Origin of the sequence: Kluyvera ascorbata ATCC 33433 (assembly GCF_000735365.1) — a bacterium.
Classification (GTDB): domain Bacteria; phylum Pseudomonadota; class Gammaproteobacteria; order Enterobacterales; family Enterobacteriaceae; genus Kluyvera; species Kluyvera ascorbata.
Map to the genome: position 1 here is coordinate 68,345 of NZ_JMPL01000008.1, position 16,936 is coordinate 85,280.

Annotated in this window: 17 protein-coding genes and 1 pseudogene; 4 read left to right on the plus strand and 14 right to left on the minus strand. The window is 55.8% G+C overall.

Annotated elements, in window-relative coordinates; genetic code table 11:
• The first annotated feature begins 236 nt into the window (after nucleotides 1–236).
• On the plus strand, nucleotides 237–908 hold the full coding sequence (locus GKAS_RS04085; protein ID WP_051910722.1) for a bactofilin family protein: 672 nt from the start codon (nucleotides 237–239) through the stop codon (nucleotides 906–908).
• 197 nt (nucleotides 909–1,105) lie between these two features.
• A complete protein-coding gene (gene yhhY / locus GKAS_RS04090; protein ID WP_035892159.1) occupies nucleotides 1,106–1,597 on the plus strand; it encodes an N-acetyltransferase in 492 nt (163 codons plus the stop codon).
• Nucleotides 1,598–1,710: 113 nt separating this feature from the next.
• Here the strand turns inward: yhhY and ggt are convergent, their stop codons facing one another.
• A complete protein-coding gene (gene ggt, locus GKAS_RS04095; protein WP_035892161.1) occupies nucleotides 1,711–3,456 on the minus strand; it encodes a gamma-glutamyltransferase in 1,746 nt (581 codons plus the stop codon).
• 119 nt (nucleotides 3,457–3,575) lie between these two features.
• Between ggt and GKAS_RS04100 the strand changes: the two are divergent.
• A pseudogene (locus GKAS_RS04100) lies at nucleotides 3,576–3,884 on the plus strand (DUF2756 family protein); the annotation flags it as partial.
• 8 nt (nucleotides 3,885–3,892) lie between these two features.
• On the opposite strand, the gene ugpQ reads toward GKAS_RS04100, so the two are convergent.
• The 12 genes from ugpQ to livK all read right to left on the minus strand — a co-directional run bounded on the left by ugpQ (nucleotide 3,893) and on the right by livK (nucleotide 14,678).
• Complete coding sequence (ugpQ, locus tag GKAS_RS04105) at nucleotides 3,893–4,633, minus strand: glycerophosphodiester phosphodiesterase (protein WP_035892162.1); 741 nt, start codon at nucleotides 4,631–4,633, stop codon at nucleotides 3,893–3,895.
• Nucleotides 4,630–5,700, minus strand: coding sequence for a sn-glycerol-3-phosphate import ATP-binding protein UgpC (locus GKAS_RS04110; protein ID WP_035892164.1), 1,071 nt, complete (start codon nucleotides 5,698–5,700; stop codon nucleotides 4,630–4,632). Before GKAS_RS04110 ends, ugpQ begins: the two co-directional genes overlap by 4 nt.
• A gap of 2 nt (nucleotides 5,701–5,702) precedes the next feature.
• Nucleotides 5,703–6,548 (minus strand): sn-glycerol-3-phosphate ABC transporter permease UgpE, encoded by an 846-nt coding sequence (ugpE, locus tag GKAS_RS04115; RefSeq protein ID WP_035892165.1) that lies wholly within the window; start codon nucleotides 6,546–6,548, stop codon nucleotides 5,703–5,705.
• Nucleotides 6,545–7,432, minus strand: coding sequence for a sn-glycerol-3-phosphate ABC transporter permease UgpA (gene ugpA, locus GKAS_RS04120; RefSeq protein WP_035892166.1), 888 nt, complete (start codon nucleotides 7,430–7,432; stop codon nucleotides 6,545–6,547). The genes ugpE and ugpA overlap by 4 nt, the downstream gene beginning before the upstream one ends.
• A 100-nt stretch (nucleotides 7,433–7,532) precedes the next feature.
• The gene (ugpB, locus tag GKAS_RS04125) at nucleotides 7,533–8,849 is read right to left on the minus strand and encodes a sn-glycerol-3-phosphate ABC transporter substrate-binding protein UgpB (RefSeq protein ID WP_035892169.1); all 1,317 of its coding nucleotides are present in this window, start codon (nucleotides 8,847–8,849) and stop codon (nucleotides 7,533–7,535) included.
• Nucleotides 8,850–9,108: 259 nt separating this feature from the next.
• A complete protein-coding gene (locus GKAS_RS04130; RefSeq protein ID WP_035892171.1) occupies nucleotides 9,109–9,477 on the minus strand; it encodes a type II toxin-antitoxin system death-on-curing family toxin in 369 nt (122 codons plus the stop codon).
• Nucleotides 9,474–9,695 (minus strand): type II toxin-antitoxin system Phd/YefM family antitoxin, encoded by a 222-nt coding sequence (locus GKAS_RS04135; RefSeq protein WP_035892172.1) that lies wholly within the window; start codon nucleotides 9,693–9,695, stop codon nucleotides 9,474–9,476. Before GKAS_RS04135 ends, GKAS_RS04130 begins: the two co-directional genes overlap by 4 nt.
• A 136-nt stretch (nucleotides 9,696–9,831) precedes the next feature.
• Nucleotides 9,832–10,545: a high-affinity branched-chain amino acid ABC transporter ATP-binding protein LivF gene (livF, locus tag GKAS_RS04140; protein WP_081918523.1), complete on the minus strand. Its 714-nt coding sequence runs from the start codon at nucleotides 10,543–10,545 to the stop codon at nucleotides 9,832–9,834.
• A gap of 1 nt (nucleotide 10,546) precedes the next feature.
• Nucleotides 10,547–11,314 carry a high-affinity branched-chain amino acid ABC transporter ATP-binding protein LivG gene (livG, locus tag GKAS_RS04145; protein WP_035892174.1) on the minus strand — a complete coding sequence of 256 codons (768 nt, stop codon included), beginning with the start codon at nucleotides 11,312–11,314 and terminating at the stop codon, nucleotides 10,547–10,549.
• Nucleotides 11,311–12,591, minus strand: coding sequence for a branched chain amino acid ABC transporter permease LivM (gene livM / locus GKAS_RS04150; protein WP_035892176.1), 1,281 nt, complete (start codon nucleotides 12,589–12,591; stop codon nucleotides 11,311–11,313). The genes livG and livM overlap by 4 nt, the downstream gene beginning before the upstream one ends.
• Nucleotides 12,588–13,514, minus strand: coding sequence for a high-affinity branched-chain amino acid ABC transporter permease LivH (gene livH / locus GKAS_RS04155; protein ID WP_035892178.1), 927 nt, complete (start codon nucleotides 13,512–13,514; stop codon nucleotides 12,588–12,590). The genes livM and livH overlap by 4 nt, the downstream gene beginning before the upstream one ends.
• Nucleotides 13,515–13,568: 54 nt before the next feature.
• The gene (livK, locus tag GKAS_RS04160; protein ID WP_035892180.1) at nucleotides 13,569–14,678 is read right to left on the minus strand and encodes a high-affinity branched-chain amino acid ABC transporter substrate-binding protein LivK; all 1,110 of its coding nucleotides are present in this window, start codon (nucleotides 14,676–14,678) and stop codon (nucleotides 13,569–13,571) included.
• A gap of 443 nt (nucleotides 14,679–15,121) precedes the next feature.
• Here livK and panM point away from each other — a divergent pair, with 443 nt between their 5' ends.
• On the plus strand, nucleotides 15,122–15,505 hold the full coding sequence (gene panM, locus GKAS_RS04165) for an aspartate 1-decarboxylase autocleavage activator PanM (RefSeq protein ID WP_035892183.1): 384 nt from the start codon (nucleotides 15,122–15,124) through the stop codon (nucleotides 15,503–15,505).
• A gap of 89 nt (nucleotides 15,506–15,594) precedes the next feature.
• Here panM and livJ read toward each other — a convergent pair whose 3' ends face one another.
• The gene (gene livJ, locus GKAS_RS04170) at nucleotides 15,595–16,698 is read right to left on the minus strand and encodes a branched chain amino acid ABC transporter substrate-binding protein LivJ (protein WP_115073690.1); all 1,104 of its coding nucleotides are present in this window, start codon (nucleotides 16,696–16,698) and stop codon (nucleotides 15,595–15,597) included.
• Nucleotides 16,699–16,936: the final 238 nt, after the last annotated feature.

Here is a 16,936-nt window from a genome sequence, read left to right on the forward strand (position 1 = left end):
AACACCATAGCGCACCTTGCAGTGAAATGAATCCCCGTGGGGCTAAAAATAGGCCAAGGGAATACGTGGAATGCGGCTTATAAGAATCACAAATAACTCCATAATAAATAACGGGTTAAATTCCTAAAACCATGCAAAAACGTTGACCGCCCCGGGCAAATTCTGGATAAGAGTGCCTGTGAAATAAGGAGTATTTCTCAACGAAATTCCGCTAATGGAGTCACCACCAATTGCTCATGGGAAGAGAGTTTCTCGCCGTTAACTGCACCATTTTTTTCTGGCTACTCGCGCTGATAGCCTGGTTTTTCAACGTCTCCTCTCTGGCGTGCTTGTCCGGTGCATGTTCCCTCTCCTCTTTTGTCCTCCATATCAAACTAAATCAGGCCAGCCACATGTTTAAAAAGAATAAGTCCACAGACGTTACCCCTTCCCCATCACCATCATCCATTCCACTCCCTTGCGAAGAAAAAGAGTCGACCGGCACCAAAAAACAGGACCCGACGGTGATAGCGAGCAACGTGTGCTTTGAGGGGAATATTGCCTCAAGCGGGCATGTCTACATTTATGGCTCGTTGAAAGGCAACATTGAGGCCGGAGACGGGCTGATAAAAATCATTCACGGCGGGCTAGTCGAGGGCAACATCACCTGCAGGGAGCTTATCATCGACGGTAACGTAGTGGGGCAATGTCGCAGCCAGTCGCTGGAAATCGCCGAAAATGGTTATGTACTCGGCACCATCGCTTACAACCATCTGGCCATTAAGAAAGGCGGGAAATTCTCCGGCCAGGCCGAAATTCTACCCACTGAAACGGGGAAAAATAATGTGCCTGGTTTTACTCATGAGACCCCAGCATCCGTAGGCATCAGCAAGGCAGCAGAAAAAAATGACAAAAAAAAGCCAGCTTAAAGCTGGCTAAAGTAATACTGGAAGCAATGTGAGCAATGTCGTGCTTTCAGGTTCTCCGCAAGGACGCCCTGAACGCAGGACAATAATAATCATTCTCATTCTCACTTGTCCAACGTTTTTTGCAAAAAAAGCTAATTGACGCACATTTCAAAATCAATGATGTTAAAAGGGACTTTTAAACCACAAAGGAAAAGAGAATGAGTGACATCGTGATTCGCCACGCTGAACCTGAAGATTACGACGCAATCCGTCAGATCCATGCCCAGCCAGAGGTGTATCACAACACGCTACAGGTCCCTCATCCTTCCAACCATATGTGGCAAGAACGGCTAGCCGACCAGCCCGGTATTAAACAGCTCGTTGCCTGTATCGGCGAGCAGGTGGTTGGGCACCTCTGCATCGCCGTTGCCCAGCGCCCTCGCCGCAGCCATGTCGCCGATTTTGGTATCTGCGTCGACGCCCGTTGGCAAAACCGCGGCGTCGCCATCGCGCTGATGCGCACCATGATCGATATGTGCGACAACTGGCTGCGCGTCGACCGCATTGAGCTGACGGTGTTTGTCGATAACGCGCCGGCGGTGGCGGTTTATCAGAAGCACGGGTTTGAGATTGAAGGTACGGGGAGGAAATATGGGCTGCGCAACGGGGAGTATGTGGATGCGTATTTTATGGCGCGGATGAAGGGGTAAGCCCTCACCCTAACCCTCTCCCAGAGGGAGAGGGGACCGTATAGTGCTGCCTTTAAGTAAGTAATCTATCCTGCCCTTCTCTCTTCCAGGGAGAAGGCTGGGGTGAGGGTAAACTAATACCCCGCCGTCAAATCATCCGGTGAACGCGGGTCCGACGCGCCATATAGCGTGCCATCCGGGTCCACCATAATGCTCTGCGTGCTGCCCATCGCCTCTTTCACCGCCACCTTCTGCCCCTTGGCTTCCAGCAGCTTCAGCGTATCCGGGCTAAACCCCTTCTCCACCCGCAGCTCGTCCGGCAACCACTGATGGTGGAAGCGCGGCGCGTTGGTGGCTTCCGCCACGTTCATGCCGAAATCGATGGAGTTCACCACCATTTGTAGCACCGTGGTGATAATCCGGCTGCCGCCCGGGCTACCGGTGACCAGCCAGGTTTTCCCGTCTTTGACCACAATCGTTGGCGACATCGATGAAAGCGGACGTTTCTTCGGCCCGACCGCGTTGGCATCGCCGCCCACCAGCCCGTAGACGTTCGGTACGCCCGGCTTGGCGGAGAAGTCATCCATCTCGTTATTCATCAGAATGCCGGTATTGCCCGCCACGATGCCGGTACCAAAAGTGGTGTTGAGGGTGTAGGTCACTGCCACCGCGTTACCGTCTTTATCCACCACCGAGAAATGCGTGGTCTGGTTACTTTCGTACGGTGCCAGCTTGCCCGGCTTAATCTGGCTGGACGGTTTGGCCTTGTTGATATCAATCTGGTCGGCAATAGATTTGGCGTAGGCTTTATTGGTCAGCGCCTGCCACGGCACCTTCACGAAGTCCGGGTCGCCGAGGTATTCCGAGCGATCGGCGTAGGCGTGCTTTTCAGCTTCTGCCATCAACTGCATCGCGTCGGCGCTGCCGAAGCCGTATTTATGCAGGTCGAAGTTTTCGAGAATATTGAGGATCTGCACGATGTGGATCCCGCCGGAAGACGGTGGCGGCATTGAAAAGACTTCGTAACCACGGTACTCGCCGCTAATGGGCGTACGCTCAACCGCCTTATAGTTTGCCAGATCCACCTTAGTCATCAGGCCGCCGTTTTTATGCATCTCCTCGGCAATCTGGTCGGCAATCGCCCCTTTGTAGAAGGCATCCGGGCCATTTTCAGCAATCAGTTCCAGGCTTTTCGCCAGGTTGGCCTGCACCAGCTTATCGCCCTTTTTAAGCGGCTCACCGTCTTTCCAGAAAATAGCTTTGCTATTGGCATGATGAGGCAGCACTTCACTGCCGTAGGTTTTGAGATCGTCAGCCAGCGCGTCATTAACCACGAATCCGTCTTTGGCGAGTTTAATCGCTGGGCTTATCACTTTATTGAGCGGCATCGTGCCGTACTTCTCCAGCGCCAGTGAGAAGCCGGCCACCGTGCCCGGCGTGCCGGAAGCCAGATGTGAGGTCAGCGATTTTTTGCTGTCTGGGTTGCCATGATCGTCGAGGAACATGTCGCGGGTCGCCTGTTCCGGCGCCATTTCACGGAAATCAATCGCCGTGGTTTTGCCCTCTTTGGTCCGCAGCATCATAAACCCGCCGCCGCCGATATTCCCCGCCTGCGGATGAGTGACCGCCAGCGCGTAACCCACGGCCACCGCCGCATCCACGGCGTTACCGCCCTGGCGCAGAATCTCTACGCCCACGCGCGTAGCGGTAGCATCAACCGAAGCCACCATGCCATGCTGGGCACGTACGGGATGAAAGACATCCTCCTCAACCCCGTAGGAAACCGGCGGCGGTGGAGGGGCAGAAATCGCGCTAAAACAGCTTCCTGACAGCAGAGCAGCAAGGGCCACCCGGCGTAAAAACGTCGGCATTATTGTCATCATCATTCTCCAGAGAGTGCGGTGAGGTCCCCACTAAGCCTGGTTCATAATGCTGAAATAATCCTCGTTACGGTGGGAAAGGAGTAAACTTAAGAAATCCCCTACAAGGAGGAAAGACGATGAAACGATTACTGATTCTGGCGGCGTTGCTGCCGTTCACCGCGCTGGCCGCGCCGCTGAACATCGACAACAACCCGAACCAGCCGGGCTACGAGATCCCAAGCCAGCAGCGGATGCAGACCCGTATGCTTAACCAACAGCAGCAGCAAAAAAGCATGCTGAACCAGCAGCGCCAGGTGCAGACGCAGCAGCAACAGCAGCATCTGCAAAACCAACTGAACGCCAACCAGCAGCGCGTGCAGCAGTCGCAGCCAGGCATGCTAAATCAGCAACAGCAGCCGCTGCCCAATAACAACGGCGGCATGCTGAAGCCGTATTAAGGCTGGAAGTCAGGGCCGATAATATCAATCGCATCGGTACAGATGCAGTCAACACCCCAGCGCAGCAGTTCGGCGGCGCGCTGGGGGTTATTCACGGTATACACCAGAATCCGCAGCCCCGCTTCACGCAGCGCATCGACCCGCGCTTCATCCAGCAGTCGATGGTTGAGGTGAATCGAAACGCATCCCAGGCGTGTCGTCAGTTCGCGCCAGTCGTCACGCCACTCATCCAGCAGTAAGCCACGCGGCAGCTCCGGTGCGGCAAGCTGGGCGGCTTCCAGCGCATCAATTTCAAACGACGACAGCAGCGGTGGGGTCATGTCAGCCCACAGTTCGCGGGCAGCCAGCGCCACCACTTTACCGGTCAGCGTTCCGCAGCCGGTGGTCGGTTTAATTTCGATATTCGCCATCATGCCGTGCTGACGGCAGCGTTCCGCCACCTGCGACAGCAGCGGCAGCGGTTCATCCTTGAAGCTGCTGTTAAACCAGCTACCGGCATCCACACGCAGCAATTCCTGCCAGTTCAGTTCTCCGGCGACGCCCCAGCCGTTGCTGGTGCGTTCGAGGTTGTCGTCGTGCAGCAGGAAAATCTGCCCGTCTTTCGACAGCTTGGCGTCAAACTCAATCATGGTATGACCGTAGCGTGCGCCAACGTCGATTGCCGCCAGGGTGTTTTCCGGCGCTAACTTACCGCCGCCACGGTGGGCGACGATGTGAGGATAAGGCCAATTGCTCATACGCGTAATCCTGTCTCACCTTCAAAGAGGTGCAAATGATCGTCCGGCAGATGCAGCCACAGCGTGGTGCCCGCGTGCGGACGCTGCTGATGCGGCAAGCGCACCACCATTTTCTGCTCACCAAAGCGGCCGTGGGCCAGGTTATCGGCGCCGAGAATTTCCAGCGTATCCATCACCAGCGGCACGCCGCCTTCGGCCTGCGAGCTTAGCGCAATATGTTCCGGGCGGATACCCAGCGTCATGCGGCGGCCGGCGTATTCACGTTGCGAAGCTGGCAGCGGCAGCTGCATGCCGTTTTCCAGCACGAAGCGCGAGCCGGACTCATCAATCTGACCGTCCAGCAGGTTCATCGCCGGGCTGCCGATAAAGCTCGCCACAAAGCGGCTGGCCGGCTTCTCATACACTTCCACCGGCGTACCAATCTGCTCGGCAATGCCTTTGTTCATCACCATCACCCGCTGGGCGAGGGTCATTGCTTCTACCTGATCGTGGGTGACGTACAGAGAGGTGGTTTTCAGGCGGCGGTGAAGCTGCTGTAATTCCAGGCGCATCTGCACGCGCAGCTTAGCATCAAGGTTGGAGAGCGGTTCATCAAACAGGAACACCGCCGGGTCACGCACAATGGCGCGGCCCATCGCCACACGCTGGCGCTGGCCGCCGGAGAGCTCGCGCGGGCGGCGCTTCAGCAGGCCATCCAGCTCAAGAATGCGCGCCGCTTCCTGCACTTTCTCGGCAATATGCGCTTTGCCCATGCCGCGAATTTTCAGCCCCCAGGCCATGTTCTCTTCCACGCTCATGTGCGGGTAGAGCGCATAGTTCTGGAACACCATCGCGATGCCGCGATCTTTCGGTTCCATCTCGGTCACGCGTTTGCGGTCAATCCAGATATCACCGCTGGTCACGCGTTCAAGCCCTGCCACCATGCGCAGCAGCGTCGACTTTCCGCAGCCCGACGGGCCGACCATCACAATAAATTCCCCGTCTGCCACGTCCAGCGTCAGCGGTTGAATGACCTGGGTTTTACCGTCCCAGCTTTTGGTTACTGCCTGTAGTTTTAAACCAGCCATTTTTATTTCTCACTGTCCACTAAACCACGCACAAAGGCACGCTGCATGGCTAAAACGATAACAACGGGGGGAATAAGGGTGAGCAGCATCGCCGCCATCACCTGGTTCCACTGCGTGGTGCCTTCACCGGTGGCGATCATCCCTTTGATGCCTGCCACGGCGGTGCCGAGGTTCACGTCGGTAATAATCAGCAGCGGCCAGAGGTACTGGTTCCAGCCATAGATAAAGGTGATCACGAACAGCGCCGCGAGGTTGGTTTTCGACAGCGGCAGCACGATGTCGCGGAAAAAGCGCATCGGCGAAGCGCCATCAATGCGCGCGGCTTCAATCAGCTCGTCCGGCAGGGTCATAAAAAACTGGCGGAACAGGAAGGTGGCGGTCGCCGAGGCCATCAGCGGCAGCGTCAGACCCGCGTAGCTGTCGAGCATCTTCAGGTTGGCAATCACCTCAACCGTCGGGAAGATACGCACTTCCACCGGCAGCATCAGGGTGATAAAGATCATCCAGAAGAACAGGTTACGCAGCGGAAAGCGGAACCAGACGATGGCGAAGGCCGAGAGCATCGACACCGCGATTTTGCCGACGGTAATGGCAAAGGCCATGATGAAGCTGTTGAGCATCATCAGCCAGAACGGCGCGCTGTTGACGCCCACGCCGTTGACCCAAATCGCCTTCATGTTCTCGAACAGATGGCCGCCGGGAATCAGCGTCATCGGCGTTTCAAACACCGCTTTGTTATCCAGCGTCGCTGCCGTAAAGGCAACGTACAGCGGGAACAGGATAACGATAATCCCGAGGATCAGCATGGTGTGGCTGAATATCGTCAGCCCGCGACGGTTCTCAATCATTGGTAGCGCACCTTACTTTCCACGTAGCGGAACTGCACCACGGTCAGGATGATAACGAGGAACATCAGCACCACCGACTGCGCCGCAGAGGCCGAGAGATCCAACCCGGCAAACCCTTCGCGGTAAATCTTATAAATCAGCGTGGTGGTGGCCTGTACCGGGCCGCCTGCGGTCGCGGCGTCGATCACCGGGAAGGTATCGAAGAAGGCGTACACTAAGTTGACCACCAGCAGGAAGAAGCTCACCGGCGCAATCAGCGGCAGCGCCAGCTTGAAGAAACGGCGAATTGGGCCTGCGCCGTCGATGGCAGCAGCCTCGACCAGCGAGCGCGGAATAGATTGCAGCGCGGCGAAGAAGAACAGGAAGTTGTAGCTTATCTGTTTCCACACCGAGGCGAAGACCACCAGGAACATGGCCTGACCGCTGTTCTGCGCGTGGTTCCAGTCGTAGCCGAACTCGCCGAGGAAATGGGTAATCAGCCCGCGTCCAGGGTTAAACAGGAAGATCCACAGTACGGCGGCTACGGCAGGCGCAACGGCGTAAGGCAGCAGCATCAGCGTCTGGTAAAGACGGCTGCCACGCACCACATAATCCACCAGCGCCGCGAAGAACAGCGAGACCAGCAGGCCGCTTATCGTCACCAGGCCGCTGAACTTGATAGTCGTCCAGAAAGAGTCGAGGTAGTAGCTGTCGTGGAACAGCGTGACGAAGTTGTCGAGGCCAACGAACTGGCTGGAAAGGCCAAACGGGTCAACGCTTTGCAGTGAGTACCACAGCGCTTCGCCAGCGGGCCAGATAAAGAAGATAACGGTGATAATCAGCTGCGGGGCGACCAATGCGTAAGGCAGCCAGCGCGATTTAAACACCGGACGGGATGATGACATGAAGGTTTTATTCCTGAGCAGTGCCGGATGGCGCTACGCTTATCCGGCCTACGCGTTGATGTAGGCCGGGTAAGGCGAAGCCGCCACCCGGCATTTCACATTAAGACTTGGTCGATTGCTCGAAGCGACGCAGCAGCTGATTCCCGCGCTCTACCGCAGAGTCCAGCGCCTGCTGAGGCGTTTTCTTACCGGTCCAGACGCTTTCCAGTTCTTCATCCACGATGGTACGAATCTGCGGCATGTTGCCCAGACGCAGACCTTTAGTGAACGGCAACGGTGGCTTGTTCAGCATCTGACGCGTGGCGATGTCGGCACCAGGGTTCTTGTCATAGAAGCCCTGCTGACGGGTCAGGTCATACGCGGCGGTAGTGATTGGCAGGTAGCCGGTTTTCTGGTGCCATTCGGCCGCAATTTCCGGCTTCGCCAGGAACTCGAGGAATTTCGCCACGCCGGTGTAGGTTTCTTTGTCTTTACCCTGCATCACCCACAGGCTTGCCCCGCCGATAATGGCGTTCTGCGGTGCGCCCTTCACGTCGGCATCGTAAGGCATCATGCCCACGCCGTAGTTGAATTTGGCGTACTGACGAATGTCGGCCAGCGAGCCGGAAGAGGCGGTGGTAATGGCGCAGTCACCGTTATAGAACTTCTCGGTGGACTCATCTTTACGGCCGAAGTAGCTGAAATCACCCTTCTTGTTCAGTTCTTCCAACAGCGCGATGTGTTTCACCTGCTCTGGCTTGTTGAACTCCAGTACCGCATCGGTACCGTCGAAGCCGTTGTTTTTGGTGGCAACCGGCAGGCCGTGCCAGGCGCTGAAGTTTTCAATCTGGATCCAGCCCTGCCAACCGCTGGCGTAGCCGCACTTCATACCGGCTGCTTTCAGCTTCGCGGTGTAGGCCGCCAGATCCTGCCAGGTTTTCGGCGGCTGGTTCGGGTCTAAACCGGCTTTCTTAAAGGCGTCTTTGTTGTAGTACAGCACCGGGGTGGAGCTGTTAAACGGCTGCGACAGCAGGTGCCCGGTTTTGGAGTCGGTGTAGTAACCGGAAACCGTCGGCACAAACTGAGATTCATCGAACTTGATACCGGCTTCGTCAAACACCTGATATACCGGCTTAATCGCTTTTGACGCCATCATGGTGGCGGTACCGACTTCATACACCTGCAAAATTGCCGGGGCGTTACCGGTACGGAACGCAGCAATGCCTGCACTCAGGCTCTGCTCGTAGTTGCCTTTGTACACCGGCTGAATTTTGTAATCCGGGTTGGCGGCGTTAAAGCGCTGCGCCAGAGAGTCAACCTCTTTACCCAGCTCACCTTCCATTGAATGCCAGAATGGAATAGTGGTCACCGCCATAGCCTGACCTGCGAATGCCAGACTCATTGCCAATCCTAAAGCTGTATGTCGTAACGATATCATCGGTTATCTCTCTTTTTGTGCCGGGATGCGCGATATCACGCGTTTTATGTTCGCGGGGGTAACATGACATGCTCGAATGACAGAAAAATAACTTTTTTATTACAAAAAAAGATAGTAAGGCGACAAAGGGATGGCAAGGCGGTGACGGTTCTAAGAAGGGAAAGTGGGAGCTATGACACGTATAGAGAAAGTACCGCCCCCGGGGTCGGCGCAAGCGCCTCGCCCGGGCTACGGGTTGCCCGCCGAAGTGCCTCCGGGGTTATCCACGCAAGCGGGAGGCTATTTGCTCCAGCGTCAACTGGCCCGCAGCAGCCTCAACCGTCATCGCCACATAATCCGGATTGGCCGCGAGCGTAATACCATTGCGCTTTAAAAACAGCAGCGTGATAAACAGCGCGGTGCGCTTATTACCATCATTGAAAATATGCCCCCGCGATATGGCCAGCAGATGCATTGCTGCCAGTAGCCACACGTCAGTCACACCCTCATATTCGATCCGGTTAAGCACCCGATACATTAACGCTTCCGCACGTCCGGGATCGGGCATGCCCACAACACCAGGCGTAACGCGGAGCAGCCTGTCATGAAACGCTATTATCTCTTCCGCTGAGATAATCTGAAGGTTCATTTATCCGCCAACTCCTCAATCTCGTTGCCGTGAATCGCCATGATGGCCGCAAATTCATCGTCGAGTCTGGCTGCCTGATAGCGCTCAAACTCTTCAGCGCTAATGATGACCGCAGGTTTATGCCCACGACGTGTGATGGTGACAGGTACGCCCGTCACAGCGCTCTCCAGCACTTCGGCTAGATTCTGTCGTGCCTCGCTATAGTTAATCGTACGCATAGAGACCTCCATAGTTGTACGTTTTAATTGTACAACATATATGTACAAAAAAAGAGCCATCAGGCTCTTTTAAATATCTTCGTGCTGAAAGTTCCCCCGGGATTGGCGCAAGCGCCTCGCCCGGGGTTGCAGGAAATTAACCGCCAAGGTACGCGCTGCGCACCGCTTCGTTCGCCAGCAGTGCATCACCGGTGTCTTCCAGCACCACGTGACCGTTTTCCAGTACGTAGCCGCGGTCGGCGAGCTTCAGCGCCTGGTTGGCGTTCTGCTCGACGAGGAAGATGGTCATGCCCTGCTTACGCAGCTGCTCGATGGTGTCGAAGATCTGCTGGATGATAATCGGAGCCAGACCCAGAGAAGGCTCATCAAGCAGCAGCAGACGCGGCTGGCTCATCAGCGCACGGCCAATTGCCAGCATCTGCTGTTCACCGCCGGACATGGTTCCCGCACGCTGGATGCGGCGCTCAAGCAGACGTGGGAACAGGTCGTACACCCACTTGATGCGCTCCTGGAACTGGTCGCGGTCGGCGAAAAAGCCGCCCATCGCCAGGTTCTCTTCCACCGTCATGCGCGAGAAGACGCGGCGCCCTTCCGGAACAATCGCGACCGCTTCACGCATGATTTTTGCCGTCTGCCAGTCGGTAATGTCTTTATCATCAAAGACAATGCGTCCGCTGGTGGCGCGCGGGTCGCCGCATAATGTGCCGAGCAGCGTGGTTTTCCCCGCGCCGTTGGCGCCAATCAGAGTAACGATTTCACCCTGATTAATATGCAGGCTGACGTCGTGCAGCGCCTGAATCTTGCCGTAGTGGGCGCTGACTTTATCAAACGATAACATCACTTTATCCATATTATGCCTCACCCAGATAAGCGCGGATCACGTCCGGGTTGTTGCGGATCTCTTCCGGCGTACCGTTCGCCAGCGGCGTACCCTGATTCACCACGTAGATGCGATCGGAAATGCCCATCACCAGCTTCATATCGTGCTCAATCAGCAGGATAGTGGTGTTGTGATGGTTACGCAGCTCGGCAATCAGCTCGTCCAGCTCTTTGGTCTCTTTCGGGTTAAGGCCTGCCGCCGGTTCGTCGAGCATCAGGATTTCCGGCTGCGTCACCATGCAGCGGGCAATCTCCAGACGACGCTGGTCGCCGTAGGCCAAGTTACTGGCCTGACGGTTGGCATGCTCTAACAGGCCGATACGCTCAAGCCAGGTGGCGGCGCGGTCCAGCGCTTCGCTCTGCGCGCGCTTGAACGATGGCGTTTTCAGCAGGCCGGAGAAGACCCCGGTCTTCAGCTGCTGGTGCTGTGCCACCAGCAGGTTTTCAATCACCGTCATTTCACGGAACAGACGCACGTGCTGGAAGGTACGCACCACGCCCATACGGGCAATCTGCTGGCCCGGCAGCCCTTCCAGGTGCTGGTCGCGCAGCATAATGGTGCCGCCGGTCGGCTTGTAGAAGCCGGTCAGGCAGTTAAAGACCGTGGTTTTCCCCGCGCCGTTCGGGCCAATCAGGGAGACGATTTCCTGAGGATGCAGCTCCAGCGCCACGTTGTTGACCGCCAGCAGGCCGCCAAAACGCATCATCAGGCCGTTAACGGATAATAATGGCTGACTCATGCCTGCTCTCCTTCTTTCGCTTTCCCGTTTTTCAACTTCATCTGTACACGGGTCATCGGCAGAAGCCCCTGCGGACGCCAGATCATCATCAGGACCATCAGGCCGCCGAGCATCAGCATGCTGTATTCGTTAAAGTCACGCATCAGCTCGCGCGAGACCACCAGCAGAATTGCCGCAAGGATCACCGCAAACTGCGAGCCCATCCCGCCCAGTACCACAATCGCCAGCACGAAGGCCGACTCGGCAAAGGTGAAGGATTCCGGGCTGACAAAGCCCTGGCGCGCGGCGAACAGCGTACCGGCAAAACCGGCGAACGCGGCGCTGATGGTAAAAGCGGTCAGCTTGATGCGCGTTGGGCTCAGGCCCAGCGAGCGACAGGCGATTTCGTCTTCACGCAGCGCTTCCCACGCGCGGCCCAGCGGCATACGCAGCAGGCGGTTGATGACGAACAGGCTCAGCACCACCAGCAGCAGCGCCACCAGATAAAGGAAGATAACGCGGTCAGACGGGTCGTACTTAACGTTAAAGAAGTTACTGAAGGTATCCCAGCCGCCTTCACGGGCGCTGCGGCTGAACTCCAGACCGAAGAAGGTCGGTTTCGGGATCTGGCTGATACCGTTCGGGCCACCGGTGATTTCGGTGTTGTTGAGCAGCAGGATACGGACAATTTCACCGAAGCCTAAAGTCACAATCGCCAGATAGTCACCGCGCAGACGCAGTACCGGGAAGCCGAGCAGGAAGCCCGCCGCCGCCGAGACCAGCCCGGCGATTGGCAGACATGTCCAGAAGCCGAGACCGTAATAATGGTTCAGCAACGCGAAGGTATAGGCGCCGATGGCATAGAAGCCGCCGTAGCCCAGTACCAGCAGGCCGGAAAGCCCCACCACCACGTTCAGGCCGAGGCCAAGGATGATGTAAATCATGGTCAGGGTGGCGATATCCACCGTACCGCGCGAGACCATAAACGGCCACGCCACGGCAATCACCAGCAGCGCCACCAGGAACAGTTTCTGCTTAACCGTCGAGCCATCAATAGCGGGCAGAATAAACTTCGGCCCAGAGACGCTTTTCAGCCCCTTCTGGAACAGCGGTCGCAGCATCTGGAAGAAAAACACCACCGCGGTGCCGATAAAGATCCACTGCCAGCGGATATCCGCCGCGCTGCCGACCACCAGTTTAGTGCCATCAAGCTGCAACTGAACGCCCATAAAGACGCCCGCCAGCACAAAGAACATGGCGGCAGAGAGCAGCGCCATCGCAAATTGCATCGGTTTCATACTTTCTCTACCTCCGGGCGGCCCAGGATGCCGGTCGGCATCACCAGCAGCACCACGATCAGCAGCGCGAACGACACAACGTCTTTATATTCGGTGCTCAGGTACGCTGAGGACAACGCTTCCGCAATGCCGAGGATAAGCCCGCCAATCATCGCCCCAGGAATACTACCGATACCGCCGAGTACCGCCGCGGTGAAGGCTTTCATCCCGGCCATAAAGCCGATGTACGGGTTGATAACGCCGTAGAACTGACCCAGCAGTACGCCCGCCACCGCCGCCATCGCTGCGCCGATGACAAACGTCAGGGCAATCACACGGTCGGTGTTAATGCCGAGCAGGCTCGCCATTTTCAGGTCTTCCGCGCAGGCACGGCAGGCGCGTCCCATGCGGGAGTAGCGGATAAACAGCGTCAGCGCCAGCATAGCAACGAAGGTTACAATCCAGATAACCAGCTGCATGGTGGTGATAGAGGCGGAGAAGTTTTCGCTGCTGCCGACAATCCACTGACCGTTAAACAGGCTCGGCAGCGCGATGTCGCGCGAACCTTCGGTCAGGCTGACGTAGTTTTGCAGGAAGATAGACATCCCGATGGCGGAAATGAGCGCAATCAGGCGCTTGGAGCTACGCACCGGACGGTAAGCCACCCGTTCAATACTCCAGCCGTAGGCGCTGGCAATCACAATCGCCCCGATGAAGCCGGCAGCGACCAGCAGCCAGCCGGTATCGATGCCCATCATCATCAGCGCGGCGATGATCATAAAGGAGACATAACTACCGATCATGTAAACCTCGCCGTGGGCGAAGTTGATCATGCCGATAATCCCGTACACCATGGTGTAACCGATGGCGATCAGTGCATAGGTGCTTCCCAGCGTTACGCCGTTAAACATCTGCTGCACAAAGTAGAGAACCTGCTCTGACATATATTAGCCTTTTGCTACCCCTGCGAATCTACGCCCGCCAGGGGGAAATGAAGGTTACTTCACCGCGGTGGATGAGCCGTCGGCATGCCACTGGAAGACCCCGAACTCAAATCCTTTCAGATCGCCTTTGTCATCCCAGCTCAGCGGCCCAATCACGGTTTTCGCACCGTTTGCTTTCAAGTCTTTAATCAGCGCCTGCGGGTCATCGCTACCGGTACGCTCCATGGCGGTCGCCAGAGACTGCACGGCGGCGTAGGTGATCCAGACGTATGGCCCGGTTGGATCTTTCTTCTGCGCTTTCAGGGCATCGACGATAGCGCTGTTTGTCGGATCCTGGTCATAGCGTTTTGGCATGGTCACCAGCATGCCCTCCGCCGCGTTACCCGCGATGTTCGACAGCGAAGCGTTGCCCACACCTTCTGGACCCATAAACTGGGTTTTCAGGCCTACCGCACGCGCCTGGCGCAGCATCTGTCCCATTTCCGGGTAGTAGCCACCGTAGTAAACGAAGTCGATATTCTCTTTTTGCAGACGCGCAATCAGCGCGGAGAAGTCTTTTTCACCGGCAGTAATCCCGTCGAAGAAGACGATATTGGCTTTCCCGGCCTTCAGACCTTCCTGTACGGAACGCGCCAGACCTTCACCGTACTGCTGCTTGTCGTGAATAATGGCGATGCGCTGCGGCTTCACTTTATTCAGGATGTAGTTGGCGGCGGTTGGGCCCTGGGAGGAGTCCAGGCCAGCGGTACGCATGATGTAGTGGTAGCCACGCTGGGTCAGCTCTGGGTTGGTCGCGCCCGGAGAGATCATCAGAATGCCTTCATCTTCATAGATGTCAGAAGCCGGCTGCGTGGAGGAAGAGCAGAGGTGGCCAATCACATATTTAATGCCGTCGTTGACGATTTTGTTGGCAACCGCCACCGCTTGTTTCGGGTCACAGGCGTCGTCGTACTCAACGCCCACCAGTTTGTCGCCTTTGATGCCGCCCTTGGCGTTGATGTCTTTAATGGCCTGACGCGCGCCGTTGAACTCCATATCGCCCCACTGCGCGACTGGACCAGACATGGCGCCGACGACGGCAACCTTAATATCCTCAGCCATCGCCGCGTGTGACATAGCCAGCGCGATCATCCCTGCGATTACTGTTTTTGTATTCCTTTTCATACTTCGGGATCCCCATTCGTGATGTCGTGTTTACACGTCGTGGCGTGTATATATTTTGTTGTTTGATGGTTAAAAAGCATTCTGTACTTTTAATATACAACGCTACTTTTGCCATTATCTTTAATGGGTTAGCGCAGCTTTTTAGCGAAATACAGACTAAATTCTCTATTTTTCAGTCTATTAAGAAAAGATAATATTCTGATTTTTGCCATAGATAAACAAAAAAAGCCCGAGCAACAGCATAAAATAACGACACAATAAGCCGAATAAAATGCTAGTTTTTAGGTTAAAACTCTGAGTATTTTTCGATCCATGATGTTTCAAACTGTCTGCATAGATAACGAAAAATTAATCCCCTACTGAACAAGCCAAAAAAGAGAAAGCTTCCGACAGAATAAATTGAGTACACTGACCCCCATTTTCGAGATTTGAGCAAACTGCCCATGAAGCTGACCATCATTCGTTTAGAAACCCTGAGCGACCAGGACCACATCTGCCTCGGTAAAATCTGGCCTGCACAATCCCCCAACGAGCAGCACCTTGATGAGACTCACCGCCTGTACGCCGCCCGTTTTAACGAGCGCCTGCTGGCAGCGGTAGAAGTCACACTGGGCAATGACCAGGGCGTGCTTAACGGTTTGTGCGTACGCGAAGTTACCCGCCGCCGCGGCGTGGGGCTGTATCTGGTTGAAGAAGTGATGCGCGATAACCCACAGATCAGCCGCTGGACGTTGAGCAAAGCAGGCGTGGAAGAGAGCCTGGAAATGGCCGCATTTGCCAAAGCGCTGGGCTTTACGATGCATGCAGAGGGCTGGGTTCGAGGGTAGTGCCGATCCCGGCGTCGGCTAACGCCTCGGCCGGGCTACCGTAATGTAGCCAGGCCGAGCGTAGCGACGCCGGGGTAGCATCGAACGAATTACTTCGCGTCGGTCGCCGTACCGTTAGCGTGCCAGTTAAAGATGCCGAATTCGAAGCCTTTCAGGTCACCTTTCTCATCCCACGACAGCGGACCCATGACGGTATCCACGGTGTTGGCTTTCAGGTATTTGGCAATCTCAGCCGGATCGTCAGAGTGGTTCAGGCCCGCCTGCAGGGACTGCAGCGCAGCGTAAGTGGTCCATACGAACGCGCCGCTTGGATCCTGTTTCTTCGCCTTGATAGCATCTACGATTGGTTTGTTCGCTGGAACCTGGTCGTAGTTCTTAGGTTTCGTCACCAACAGACCTTCCGCAGAATCACCCGCGATGTTGGACAGCGACACGTTTGCCACGCCTTCCGGCCCCATGAACTGGGTTTTCAGGCCAGCAGCACGCGCCTGACGCAGGATCTGGCCCATCTCAGGGTGGTAACCACCGAAGTAAACAAAGTCGATGTTCTCTTTCTTCAGGCGCGCAACCAGCGTGGAGAAGTCTTTCTCACCAGCAGTGATACCGTCGAAGAAGACCACGTTCGCGCCGCCTTTCTTCAGACCATCCTGTACCGCGCGTGCCAGACCTTCACCGTACTGCTGCTTATCGTGAACAACGGCGATGCGCTGTGGCTTCACTTTCTCGAGAATGTATTTCGCCGCGGTTGGGCCCTGGTCGGAGTCCAGACCGGTAGTACGCAAAATCAGCTTGTAGCCACGCGCCGTCAGTTCCGGTGCGGTCGCCGCTGGGGTGATCATCAGAATGCCTTCGTCTTCATAGATATCAGACGCTGGCTGCGTGGAGGAGGAGCAGAGGTGACCAATGACGTATTTGATCCCGTCGTTCACCACTTTGTTCGCTACCGCAACCGCTTGTTTCGGGTCACAGGCATCATCATATTTTACGATTTCCAGCTTATTGCCTTTGATACCGCCCTTGGCGTTAATGTCGGCAACCGCCTGAGTCGCACCGCTGAACTCCTGGTCACCGTACTGCGCAACCGGGCCGGACATCGCGCCAACAACAGCAACTTTAATATTTTCTGCTAATGCCATATTGCTGAATGCCAGTGCAATACATCCTGCCAGTAACGCTTTACCCTTCATTTTCATCCTGAGGTTCCCCATTGTTATGGTTATTGCATTTGTTGTGATGTTGTTATTTAGCACATTATTCTTATATCAGACACATGGTAAGTATAAGATATTAATATTAAGGGACGCTGCCTGTGCTTTTGCAGCATACTCTGCTAAAACATACCCCATTTTTATGAATTTGAAACGTTAATTTTGACGGATTTGTAACGCAAAAATGACAAAAAAAAGCCACTCATCGGAGTGGCTTGGGAGT